We start from the raw sequence: 11,762 nt of genomic DNA, 5'->3' as shown, positions 1-11,762 counted from the left end.
TCGCCGGATTATTGATGTAGGCGAGGCAGCCGTCGATCACTTCGCCCAGGTTGTGGGGCGGAATGTTGGTGGCCATGCCGACGGCGATACCGCCCGCGCCATTGACCAGCAGATTGGGGAAGCGCGCTGGCAGGACCTGCGGCTCCTGGCGGGAGCCATCGTAGTTGTCCTGGAAATTGACCGTATCCTTGTCGAGATCTTCCAGAAGGAAGTTCGCGACGCGAGCCAGGCGCGCTTCGGTGTAGCGCATCGAGGCCGGCGGATCGGGGTCCATCGAGCCGAAGTTGCCCTGGCCGTCCACCAGAGGAACGCGCATCGACCAGTCCTGGGTCATGCGGGCAAGGGCATCGTAGATCGAGCTATCACCGTGCGGGTGATAGTTGCCCATTACGTCGCCGACGATCTTGGCGGACTTGCGGTAAGGCCGCCCGGCGACCATGCCGCCTTCCTGGCTGGCGTAGAGGATGCGCCGGTGCACCGGTTTCAGGCCGTCGCGCACGTCGGGCAGGGCGCGTGCCACGATCACGCTCATCGCATAATCGAGGTAGCTGTTCTTCATCTCGTCGACGATGTCGACGCGGGTGTATTCGCCTGCAGGGCCCTGAGGCTCAAGAATCTCGGTTTCGTCGCTCACGCGCTACTTGTCGTTTCTCTGTTGGCGGGGATGTGCGAACCTCGGCCCTAGGCCAAGCTTCACCGGAATGCCAGTCATGCATCGGTCACGCATGAGCTGCGAGCGGCATTTTCCACATTTCAAAGTGAAGGAACGGCTGCATCTTCCTGCAACAAACCACATTCAATTCGCGTTCAGCGGCAAGGTTCTAGTCGGACCCTGGTTGTCATGCGGCGCAATCGCCGCCATGACTGGCACGATTTTTTTTGGCGCTGGGCCGAAGTGGGATATCACCCATTCACCCGCGGATGTTGAGAGGAGTTGGCCGGAATGGCTCGCAAGTTTCTGATTTCACGTATTGCCCTCGCTGTTGCTATCTCCGGGGGGCTGACTGCTGCCGTATCCTCGTCGCCGGCATTCGCCGCGAAGAAGGAAAAGGTTTCCGGCTCCTTCTCCAAAGAGTTCTCGGCGGCTGCCGCTGAATTCGACAAGGCCGTAAGCGGGGCGGAAGCCAACCCGGCGGTAAAGGCTGCGACTGACAAGGCCTCGGCCGCTCAGACCCCGGCGGCCAAGACGGCGGCTGCGGCGGAAGTCGATGCGGCTCTGGGCGGCGCGGACGCGAAGCTTGCCGCAATTGGTGCCGCCGCGACGACTCCGCTCGACAAGATCAAGCTGGGCGAACTGACGCGCAACGTCGGCGTCCTGAAGAATGACCCGGCCCTGCAGAACAAGGGCCTGGTCATGATGATCAACAGCGGCGCGGCCAAGCCGGAGCAGATGGGCCAGCTGCAGTACCTGGCAGGCGTCACCGCTTACCAGACCGGCGATTATGCCGGTGCGGTGCAGTACCTGAAACCGTCCTATGACAGCGGCTATCGCGATCAGCAGGGCATGATCGACAAGGTTCTGGCCGATGCCTACAAGCGCACGAACAATTCCGGCGCTGCACTGGCCCTGTCGCAGGCCGAGATCGACAAGGCGAAAGCCGCCGGCGGCAAGCCAAGCGATGGTGCGCTGCGTACCGCGTTGCAGGCCGCTTACGATGCCAAGCAGGTTGGCCCCGCCACCGACCTTTCGGCGCAGCTGGTGCAGTACTATCCGACCCCGGCCAGCTGGCAGTCTGCGCTGCAGGTGGTGCGCTCGCTCAACAAGAACATGGGCGCGCAGGAGAACCTCGATCTCATGCGCTTGATGGCGCGCACTGGCTCGATGAGCGACAAGTCTGACTACCTGTCCTACATTCAGGACGCTGATCCGCGTCGTTCGCCGGGTGAGACCCTGAAAATCATCGATCAGGGCATCGCCGCCGGCAAGCTGACCGCTGGCGAAGTTGCGGACTATCGTAACGTGGCGCAGAGTCGTGTCACGGCTGACCGGAACGGCCTGCCCAGCTACGAGAAGGAAGCGCGGGCACCCTCGGCCTCGTTCGCCGCGATCAACGGTGCGGCCGACGCGTTCCTCAGCTACGACCAGCCTGCCAAGGCCGAAGAGCTTTACAAGCTGGCCTTGCCTAAGGCTTCTGGCGATAAGGATCGCGTCCTGACCCGCATCGGCATCGCGCAGGCGGATCAAGGCAAGTACGCGGAGGCGCAAAGCACGTTCGCGCAGATCACGTCGCCCACGCGCCTCCCGGTCGCCAAGATGTGGAGCGCCTACGCCAAGAGCAAGACCGGCGCTGCCGCTCCGACGGCTGCTCCCGCCAGCTGAGGCAGGTCGCTTAAACGCTGAATCAAAGAGGGCGCCGGAAATCTCCGGCGCCCTTTCTTGTGCGGGTTTGATTAGCGGCCAATGCAGGGGCCGCGGCCACTATACAGCCGGTGAGAATTCGCGCGTTTCTTCGTCCATGACGTGCAGTACGCCGTCGGTGATGGCGAAGAAAGCGCCGCGCAGGCGCAGGCTGCCGTCCTTCACCTTGCTGCGCACGCACGGGAACGTCATCAGGTTATCCAGGCTGACCCGAACCGCAGCCTGCTCCATCGCGCGCTCCGCATCGCGGCCTTCGGTACCCATCTTGCTTGCGACATTGTTACGCGCCTCGTCCAGCAGCGAGATCCAGTTCGCCACAAAGCCACCTTCACCCGGTTCCGCGCCGTGAAGCGACTGGGTGAGCGAGGCCTTGCAGCCACCGCATAGGCCATGGCCCATCACCATGACTTCCTTGACCTTGAGTACCTGCACGGCGAATTCCAGCGCGGCAGACACGCCATGGTGGCCCGGTGTCGTCTCGAAAGGCGGGACCAGCGCCGCCACGTTGCGGACGACGAAGATCTCACCCGGATCGACATCGAAGATTTGCGAGGGATCGACGCGGCTATCCGAACAGGCGATCACCATGACGTCGGGCTGTTGCCCCTCGCTCAGGGTGTTCCATTTCTCGCGCTGGGTTTTCCAGCCTCCTTCGCGAAATCGCCGATAGCCATCAATCAGCGTGTCGAGGGGAGAAGCGGGCGAGTCTGTGGTGGGCTCTGTCATGGCGTTCTTCTTGGCTAGGTAGATTGGCACTGGCAAGGCCTTATGCATGTGACTATCTGGGCGGCATGAACGACTTGTCCTCAACCCCCGCGATCGCTCCAGAAAACCCGCCCCGCGCTCGGAAGCCAGACTGGATTCGCGTCAAGGCGCCGACATCGCAAGGCTATGCTGAAACGCGCAAGTTGATGCGCGACCTGAAGCTCAACACCGTGTGTGAAGAAGCGGCTTGCCCGAATATCGGCGAATGCTGGACGAAGAAGCACGCTACCGTGATGATTCTGGGTGATACCTGCACCCGGGCCTGTGCGTTCTGCAACGTGAAGACCGGGATGCCCGGCCGAGTCGACGCCGATGAGCCAGCCCATGTGGCGGAAGCCGCGGCGAAGCTGGGGTTGGAGCACATCGTCATCACCTCGGTCGACCGCGACGATCTGCCGGACGGCGGAGCTTCTCAATTCGTCAAGGTGATCGAGGCGCTGCGGGCCAACACCCCGAACACGACGATCGAGATCCTGACGCCGGACTTCCGGGGCAAGATGCGCCGCGCGGTCGAGGCGATCGTTACGGCGCGGCCGGATGTCTACAATCATAACCTGGAAACCGTGCCCCGGCTGTACCCAACGATCCGACCGGGCGCACGCTATTACGCGTCGCTGCGGCTGCTGGAAGAAGTGAAGCGGCATGACCCGTCGATCTTCACCAAGTCGGGCGTGATGCTGGGTTTGGGCGAGCAGCGGTTGGAGGTTCATCAGGTGATGGACGACATGCGCTGCGCCGACATCGATTTCCTGACGATGGGCCAGTACCTGCGTCCGACGCCCAAGCATACCGAGGTCATGGAGTTCGTGACCCCGCAGGCATTTGCCGCTCACGGCGCCATCGCGCGGGCCAAGGGCTTTCTGCAGGTGGCATCATCGCCGCTGACTCGTTCCAGCTATCACGCCGGCAAGGATTTTGCCGAAATGCGCGCGGCGCGTGAAGCTCAGCTAGCCAAGGCGGCGCAGGGCGGAGCGTCGCGCTGATGCCGGGAATTCGCGAAACGCGCGCAATGCCGTATACCGCTCAGCAGATGTTCGATCTGGTCGCTGACGTGGATCGTTATCCTGAGTTCCTGCCCTGGGTCCTGGCCACCCGCGTCCGGTCTGACAGTGAGACCGAAATGGTGGCCGACATGTTGGTGGGCTTCAAGGCGCTGAAGGAGAAATTCACTTCACGCGTCGAGAAGCATCGGGCTGATCTGATTCGGGTGAATTACGTCGACGGGCCCTTGCGCGATCTGGACAACACCTGGGCCTTCCGGAATGTCGATGGCGGCTGCGAGATCGACTTTTGTGTCGACTTCGCCTTCCGCAATCCGCTGTTCGAGAAGATCGCCGGCCAGTATTTCGACCGGGCTTTTCGTAAGATGGTGTCCGCGTTCGAAGAGCGGGCGGCAGTGCTCTATGGCAATAACAGCTCGAGCGCGACCAGCGTCGCCTGAAGGCGGATTTCGCTGCGGTCCTTGCCGTCCAGCATCCGCTGCTCGGCATTGACGCTTTCGTTGGGCTGATCCCGCAAGGCACAAGCGAACACGACCGTGCCGACCGGCTTCAGCAGACTGCCGCCGTCGGGCCCGGCAATGCCGCTGATCGCCACCGCGACATCCGCCTCGCTGTTGCGCAATGCGCCTTGTGCCATAGCCCAGGCCGTGGCGGGCGAGACCGCGCCGAACGCCTCCAGGATATCCTCCGACACCCCGAGCGATTGCTGCTTGGCCTCGTTCGAGTACGTCACGAAGCCGCGGTCCAGTACTGCCGACGAGCCGGCAATCTCGGTCAAGGCGGCGCACACCAAACCGCCGGTGCAGCTTTCTGCTACCGCCACTTTGCGCTTTATCGCCGCATTTTCGGTGATGACGCGCCGGGCCAGCGCGACCACTTCGTCCGAAAGAATGGCAGAGGTCACGCCGGTCAGCTCTTGCATATCGCGAACTTGTCAGTCGCGGCTTTGCCCGTTTTGCTGCCCAGACCGATGACGACGGCGATCAGATCGGCGGTGTTCTGCGCCGGAAGGGGGGCGAGCAGGCCGACTATACGGTCGATCTCACCGCACTTGGCGGTCGGGATTTCCTGCGCCACCATGCCTTCGATGATCGCGTCCAGCATCTGCTGTAGCGATGGATCGGGAAGCTGGTTCAACAAGTCGCTGCTCCCGTTCTGCTTGGTGCCGCCGATCTTGAAGAACGCGGCGCGGGCCTGCGGCCAGTTCTGCGCCTTTCGCGCGGAGTAGCGGGTTGCCAGCTCGGCGCCGCTCTTGCGCAAATAGGCGGTGGGGGCGAGTGTCGCCGCGCAGCGCTTCGTGGTGCCGGTGATAGCGGCGGGGAGGGCATAGGCCGCCAGCGACGATGCCTCTGCCGGGGTGAGGCAAGGCTGGGCCGCATGTGCGATGCCGGGCAGCGCAATCAGGGTTCCGACAAGGAAAGTGGCGATTTTGCGCATGGTTAGGCCTTTCAGTTCCGAACGAGGCTGACCACAGCCTGGGCCGCGATCCCTTCGCCCCGACCGGTGAATCCGAGCTTTTCGGTCGTCGTTGCCTTGACGCTCACCAGGCTCTTGTCAACGGCCAGTATCGCCGCCAGGCGATCACGCATGGTCTCGCGGTGGGGGCCGATCTTCGGCGCTTCGCAGATGATCGTCACATCGGCATTGCCCAGGCGATAGCCGCCCTTGGCGACGATACCGGCGGCGTGAGCCAGAAAGCGGTCGGAAGATGCTCCGCGCCATTGTGCATCGGAGGGAGGAAAGTGCTGGCCAATATCGCCATCGCCCATTGCGCCCAGCATCGCGTCCACCAAAGCATGAATGGCAACGTCGGCGTCACTATGGCCGGCAAGCCCCTGGTGATGTTCGATCTTTACCCCGCACAGCCAAAGCTCCTCCCCGTCCTCCAAGCGATGCACATCGTATCCGGAGCCGATACGGATCGGCGGGGTATCGGCGGCAAAGTCGCTGGCGAACGTCAGTTTTTGCAAGGCTTCGTCTCCTTCGACCAAGGCGATCGTCAAACCGGCGGCCTGGGCGACTTGCGCGTCGTCACCTGCGGTTGTCTCGCCGGTCCAGTCCCTATGTGCCCGCAAGATATAAGAAAACCGAAAGGCCTGCGGAGTCTGCACCCGCCGCAAGGCCTCGCGCTGAGCTGGGGCACCCATCACCGATCCGTCCGCGTGGGCCAGGCTATCCACTACCGGCAGGACGGGAATTGCGCCTTGCTGGTGGCCAAGCGCGGTGCGAAGGCGGGCGATGACCGAATGGGGTAGGCCGGGGCGCGCCGCGTCGTGGATCAGCACGTGTTCCGGCGGCTCTGTCGCCAACGCCTCAAGCCCGCGACGCACCGAATCCTGCCGGTTCGCCCCGCCCACGATGCAGCGGACATCGGCCAGACCCTGCAAGGCCGCATCCGCCAAGTCGGCCGCGCCCTCTGGGATAACCACGATGATCGGCTTCACCCCGGCCGATAGCAACGCTTCCACCGAGTGCCGGACGACCGGCTTACCCCGCCATACCGCGAATTGCTTAGGCAGCGGCTGTCCGGCGCGAAGGCCTTGACCGGCAGCAACGACGATCCCGGCCGCGGCGGGCAGTTCATGGTCCGATGACATGGCTGGGCCCGGTAATCCCTTGCCGCTGCCCAAGCAATGGACTATGCGCTGCCTGTTTTTTAGGCAGTGCTTTGACGATGACCGATCTCCCCGCCCCGCCCGCTTTGAAGCCCATTCATGTCGGGCCGATCGAGATCGCGTGCCCGGTCGTTCTGGCACCGATGACCGGGGTCACCGATCTGCCTTTCCGCAAGCTGGTGCGCCGGTTCGGGTCGGGCCTCAATGTCACCGAGATGATCGCCAGCCCCGCCGCGATCCGCGAGACGCGCCAGTCCGTTCAAAAGGCGACGTGGGACTTGTCGGAAGAGCCCGTGTCGATGCAGCTGGTCGGTTGCGAGCCGGCGCAAATGGCGGAAGCGGCGAAGATTTCCGCGGATCGCGGCGCGGCGATCGTCGATATCAACATGGGCTGCCCCGTCCGCAAGGTAACGAACGGCGATGCCGGGTCTGCATTGATGCGTGATCTAAAGCTCGCCGCCGCCTTGATCGACGCCTGCGTGAAGGCGGTCGACGTACCGGTCACCGTGAAGATGCGCATGGGCTGGTGCCATGACAGCCTGAACGCGCCGGAGTTGGCCCGCATCGCCGAAGACCTTGGCGCAAAGATGATCACTGTTCACGGACGCACCCGCAACCAGATGTACAAGGGCGAAGCCGATTGGGCATTCGTGCGCCGCGTAAAAGAAGCGGTGACCCTGCCGGTCCTCGTCAATGGAGACATCTGTGAGATCGCGGACGCCGCGACTGCGCTGGAACAGTCCGGCGCGGACGGGGTGATGATCGGGCGGGGCGCTTACGGCAAGCCGTGGGTGCTGGGCCAAGTCATGCACTGGTGGCGCACGGGCGGACACATGGCGGCGCCATCGATCGGGGCGCAGTTCGACCTGATTTGCGAACATTACGCAGCGATGTTGTCGCTCTACGGCCAAGACACGGGTGTGAGAATGGCCCGCAAGCACCTGGGATGGTACACCAAGGGGCTGCCCGGCTCCGCCGATATGCGCAACCGCGTGAATTTCATCGACGACCCGAAAGAAGTGATGGAGACGCTGGCGGAGTTCTATGCACCTTGGCGGGAGCGTAAGGCTGCGTAGCGGCCCCCGGTCGAGCGGCCTCATGAGCCATAATCCGCGTGCCGCGATGCCGGAGCCGCATCGCCAGTTGGCCAGTCTGCCCCACGCCGTTCTACTGCTGAAGCCGGGCCATACGATCGCGGCGGCCAACCCCGCTGCCGAGCAGTTCCTGGGTCAAAGCATGCGCCGGCTTTCCGGGCGGCGGCTTGAGGCGATCCTGACATTTGTGGATGAGCGTCTGATAGAGCGCATCAAGGACGAAGAGACGCCGGTTTCCGCGCGCGAGATCGTCGTTGCGATCAGGGACAAGGGGACGCGCCGGATCGATATCACCGTTGCTCCGGTCGCCGATTGGCCCGGATGGCAGCTGCTGACCATCCACGATAACACGCCGACCGACGCTTTCGGGGCGGACTCCGGAGGCGCGGACACCGCGGCTCTGCGTGGGCCGGAGATCATGGCGCACGAGATCAAGAATCCGCTCGCCGGCATTCGCGGTGCGGCGCAGCTTCTTGCCAGGCGAGTCGAGGATCGCGATCGGGCGCTGACCGATCTGATTACCGGCGAGGTCGATCGGATCGCCACCCTGATCGATCGGATGCAGCGGCTCAGCCGCAAGACGCCGCCGATCGTGGAGCCGTGCAACCTGCATGAGGCTGCGCGGCGCGCTATCGATGTGCTGAGGGCCGGCGATCCTTCGGGCAAAGGCGCGCGGATCGAGGAGGAGTTCGATCCCTCGCTGCCGTCCGTGATGGGCAGTCCGGACGGACTGGTGCAAGTTATGATCAACCTGCTCGCCAATGCGCGCGAAGCCTGCTCAGACGTGCCCGATGCGCGCGTCGTTATCCGTACGCGCTTTGCCAGCGGTTTGCAGCTTCACACGACGGATTCCGGCCAGCCGGTACGGCTACCCATCGAACTGCGGGTGAGTGACAATGGCCCGGGCGTGCCGCTCGCGATGCGCGATCACATCTTCGAACCGTTCGTGACCACCAAGAAGTCAGGGCAGGGACTGGGGCTGCCGCTGGTGCGAAAGCTAGTCCGCGACATGAGCGGCCGCATCGGTCATGAGCGGGATGAGGCGACAGGGTGGACGCACTTTCGCGTACACCTGCCGATCGCGCCAGAAGCGCGTACTAGGGCAAGCAACCGGAACAAGGCTGACGCATGACGGTATTGCTGGTTGAAGACGACGCCTCGATCGCCCTGGTCATCACCGCCGCGCTGGAGGCGGAGGGCTTTGAGGTTACCCATTGCGACACGATCGCCCAGCGTGACCGGCTGCTGGCCGAGCGCCGCTTTGCCGCGCTGGTGACCGACGTGATGCTGCCCGACGGCGATGGGATAGACAGTCTGGGCGATGTGCATGATCGCCACGGGGATATGCCAATCGTCATCCTTTCGGCTCAGAACACGCTGGATACGGCGGTACGGGCGACGGACACTGGCGCGTTCGAGTATTTTCCCAAGCCTTTCGATATCGACGAACTGGCACGCACCGTCCGCCAGGCGGTGGGCTCGGCCAGTGCCGCGCCTCTGGACGGGGAAGAGCCGATCGGCAGCGGGCTGCCTCTTGTCGGGCGCAGCGCGGCCATGCAGTCGGTCTATCGCATGATCACGCGCGTGCTGCGCAATGATTTGACCGTGCTGGTCCTGGGCGAGTCCGGCACGGGAAAGGAACTGGTGGCGGAGGCAATCCATCAGTTGGGGCATCGCCGGGCGGGACCGTTCATCGCGGTCAACACCGCTGCGATTCCCGCCGAACTGATCGAAAGCGAATTGTTCGGGCACGAGAAAGGCGCGTTCACGGGAGCTGTTGCGCGTCATCTCGGGAAGTTCGAGCAGGCCGCCGGTGGTACGCTGTTTTTGGACGAGATCGGCGACATGCCGATGCAGGCGCAGACGCGGTTGTTGCGGGCGCTGCAGTCCGGCTCTGTGCGCCGGGTAGGGGGGCGTGACGAGGTGAGGGTGGATGCCCGGATCATCGCGGCCACCAACAAGGATCTGCAACCGATGATCGCCGGCGGGCAGTTCCGGGAGGACTTGTATTATCGCCTTAACGTCGTGCCGATCGCGATGCCGCCGCTGCGTGAACGTTCGGACGACGTTCCGGCGCTGGCACGGCATTTCCTGCATCTCGCGACGACGGAGGGCTTGCCCCGCCGCTATCTGACGGATCGCGCCGCCATTCTGCTGGGCCAGCAACCCTGGCGGGGCAACGTGCGCGAACTGAAGAATTTTATCTATCGCCTGGCGCTGCTGGCGCGTGAGGAAGCAATCGATATCGATGCAGTTGCGCCCTTGCTGCCCGAGGATGGCGATGGACCCGCATCTGGCGAGGATGGCGAAAGCTTCGATCTGGAAACAGCAGTTCGGCGCTGGCTGACGAGCGAGCGGCCCGCCGCTGGTACGATCCATGAAACGGCGCTGCTGGCGTTCGAGAAACCGTTGTTTGCCCTCATTCTGCTGGAAACCGGCGGCAATCAGGTTCGCGCCGCACAGGCGCTGGGCATCAATCGCAATACCTTGCGCAAGCGGCTCGGAGAACTGGGGCTGGACCCGGAACAGTTCGTTCGTAGGCCATAGTCTGTCGTTCGTAGATTTTTCCTTGCGATAAAGTCACAGTGGTGTTGTAGCGCCGCAACGATGAGCGACGCGCTGCAACCAAGACGAACATGGCCAAGATGGTGGCGGCGCATGCAGGTGTCTGCGCGCCGTGCCAACTTCTTCGGCGTCATGGTATTCGCGGCGATCGTTGCGTTTATCGTGATGACGACGGTGACTTTTGCCGCGCTCTACCAGAATTCCAGCAATGGCGAGTTCCTGTCATCCAACATGACGGCGACGCTGTTGGTCGGCACCTTGGTCCCGGCCCTCGCGATCCTGGTGCTGCTGGGGCGCTGGATGGCGCTGCGCCGCGCTGCCCAGACCATCGGCGGCAGCGGGCGGATGCACGTGCGACTGGTGTTCATCTTCTCGGTGATCGCTGCCGTGCCGACGTTGCTGGTGGTGATCTTTGCGTCTTACCTCTTCCAGTCAGGCGTGGAGTTCTGGTTCTCCGACAGCTCGCGCGGGTTGCTGGAAAATGCCAATAAGCTGGCACGCGGCTACTACGAGCAGGCCCAGCGTGACGTCAGCCAGGAATCCCTCGCCATGGCGAGCGATCTGCGAGGCTATATGAGCCAGCAGACCATCGCTTCGCCCGAGTTTCCGGAATTCCTCTATTTCCAGGTCAGGAACCGCAAGCTCGACAAGTCGGCTATTCTGCAGAAAGGGCCTGACGGCCAATTGCGCACCGCGGCGATTGTCGATCCCACCGGCGGCAACGATGCGGCCGACGTGACGCGCGACATGGTCCGCCGCGTGGATGGCGGTGATCCGTTCGTGGTGGAAGCCAACGCCAACCGGATCGCGGCACTGACCCCTATCGACCGCGCCGCGTCGATCTATCTCTACACCTCTCGAAGTTCGGACCTTCTGGCCTTCAGCCAGGGGCAGCGCGCCGAGAACATCGTGCGCGGCTATGAGGCGCTGACCAGCCGGGCACGGCTCTATCAGTTACGCTTCAATGTCGCGCTGTTCATCGCCGCGCTGGCGCTGGTCGGGCTGTCTGTCTATCTGGCGCTGCGATTTGCGGACCGGCAGGTGAAGCCGCTTTACGAACTGGTCGACGCCGCCAGACGAGTGGGCAGCGGCAATTTTGCGATGCGCGTCGAGGGGCGTACCGGGGCCGACGAAATGGGTCTGCTCAACCGCGCCTTCAATCGCATGACGGCGCAGATCGAAAAGCAGACGCAGGCACTGGTCGGCGCGAACACGCAGCTGCAAGAGCGCCGCGCGTTTATCGAAGCGGTGCTGGAATCGGTCACATCCGGCATCATCTCGGTGGATGCGAACGGCACGGTGCAGCTGATGAACAGCACGGCGCAATCGCTGTTGCTCGATAGATCGGTGCCGGGTCCGCTGG

The 11,762-nt window shown here is 63.5% G+C and carries 12 protein-coding genes; 7 read left to right on the top strand and 5 right to left on the bottom strand.

The window, feature by feature from the left end; genetic code table 11:
• On the bottom strand, window positions 1–634 hold a 634-nt coding region (locus ACHWRX_RS03450), incomplete at its 3' end, for a DNA gyrase subunit A (protein WP_394658094.1).
• Window positions 635–943: 309 nt separating this feature from the next.
• On the opposite strand from ACHWRX_RS03450, the gene ACHWRX_RS03445 reads away from it, so the two are divergent.
• Window positions 944–2,320: a hypothetical protein gene (locus ACHWRX_RS03445; RefSeq protein WP_058737667.1), complete on the top strand. Its 1,377-nt coding sequence runs from the start codon at window positions 944–946 to the stop codon at window positions 2,318–2,320.
• Between the two features lie 99 nt (window positions 2,321–2,419).
• Here ACHWRX_RS03445 and ACHWRX_RS03440 read toward each other — a convergent pair whose 3' ends face one another.
• A complete protein-coding gene (locus tag ACHWRX_RS03440) occupies window positions 2,420–3,085 on the bottom strand; it encodes a carbonic anhydrase (protein WP_394658093.1) in 666 nt (221 codons plus the stop codon).
• 65 nt (window positions 3,086–3,150) lie between these two features.
• Between ACHWRX_RS03440 and lipA the strand changes: the two genes are divergently transcribed.
• Together lipA and ACHWRX_RS03430 are read left to right on the top strand one after the other, a co-directional pair.
• Entirely contained in the window at window positions 3,151–4,107 is a 957-nt protein-coding gene (lipA, locus tag ACHWRX_RS03435; RefSeq protein WP_394658095.1) for a lipoyl synthase, read from the top strand.
• Window positions 4,107–4,565: a type II toxin-antitoxin system RatA family toxin gene (locus tag ACHWRX_RS03430; RefSeq protein WP_394658092.1), complete on the top strand. Its 459-nt coding sequence runs from the start codon at window positions 4,107–4,109 to the stop codon at window positions 4,563–4,565. Before lipA ends, ACHWRX_RS03430 begins: the two co-directional genes overlap by 1 nt.
• On the opposite strand, the gene ACHWRX_RS03425 is transcribed toward ACHWRX_RS03430, so the two are convergent.
• Genes ACHWRX_RS03425 through ACHWRX_RS03415 form a run of 3 tightly spaced genes read right to left on the bottom strand, consistent with a single transcriptional unit; the run spans window position 4,526 to window position 6,722 of the window.
• Window positions 4,526–5,047, bottom strand: coding sequence for a CinA family protein (locus ACHWRX_RS03425; RefSeq protein ID WP_394658091.1), 522 nt, complete (start codon window positions 5,045–5,047; stop codon window positions 4,526–4,528). The genes ACHWRX_RS03430 and ACHWRX_RS03425 overlap by 40 nt on opposite strands.
• Window positions 5,035–5,562, bottom strand: coding sequence for a hypothetical protein (locus tag ACHWRX_RS03420; RefSeq protein WP_288414472.1), 528 nt, complete (start codon window positions 5,560–5,562; stop codon window positions 5,035–5,037). The genes ACHWRX_RS03425 and ACHWRX_RS03420 overlap by 13 nt, the downstream gene beginning before the upstream one ends.
• A gap of 11 nt (window positions 5,563–5,573) precedes the next feature.
• Window positions 5,574–6,722: a bifunctional 2-C-methyl-D-erythritol 4-phosphate cytidylyltransferase/2-C-methyl-D-erythritol 2,4-cyclodiphosphate synthase gene (locus ACHWRX_RS03415; protein WP_394658090.1), complete on the bottom strand. Its 1,149-nt coding sequence runs from the start codon at window positions 6,720–6,722 to the stop codon at window positions 5,574–5,576.
• A 77-nt stretch (window positions 6,723–6,799) separates the two neighbouring features.
• Here ACHWRX_RS03415 and dusB point away from each other — a divergent pair, with 77 nt between their 5' ends.
• The 4 genes from dusB to ACHWRX_RS03395 all read left to right on the top strand — a co-directional run.
• Window positions 6,800–7,816, top strand: a complete 1,017-nt coding sequence (dusB, locus tag ACHWRX_RS03410; protein WP_394658089.1) for a tRNA dihydrouridine synthase DusB — start codon at window positions 6,800–6,802, stop codon at window positions 7,814–7,816.
• 22 nt (window positions 7,817–7,838) lie between these two features.
• Entirely contained in the window at window positions 7,839–8,966 is a 1,128-nt protein-coding gene (locus ACHWRX_RS03405; protein ID WP_394658088.1) for a nitrogen regulation protein NR(II), read from the top strand.
• Window positions 8,963–10,381, top strand: coding sequence for a sigma-54-dependent transcriptional regulator (locus ACHWRX_RS03400; protein WP_394658087.1), 1,419 nt, complete (start codon window positions 8,963–8,965; stop codon window positions 10,379–10,381). The genes ACHWRX_RS03405 and ACHWRX_RS03400 overlap by 4 nt, the downstream gene beginning before the upstream one ends.
• A gap of 111 nt (window positions 10,382–10,492) precedes the next feature.
• Window positions 10,493–11,762, top strand: a 1,270-nt coding sequence (locus ACHWRX_RS03395) for a HAMP domain-containing protein (protein ID WP_394658086.1), incomplete at its 3' end; no start/stop codon positions are given.

The sequence above is a fragment of the uncultured Novosphingobium sp. genome, from assembly GCF_964277725.1.
In the GTDB taxonomy this organism is placed as follows: Bacteria; Pseudomonadota; Alphaproteobacteria; order Sphingomonadales; family Sphingomonadaceae; genus Novosphingobium; species Novosphingobium fluoreni.
The sequence above is the reverse complement of the archived record's forward strand: the minus strand, read 5'-3'. Positions and strand labels throughout refer to the sequence as shown.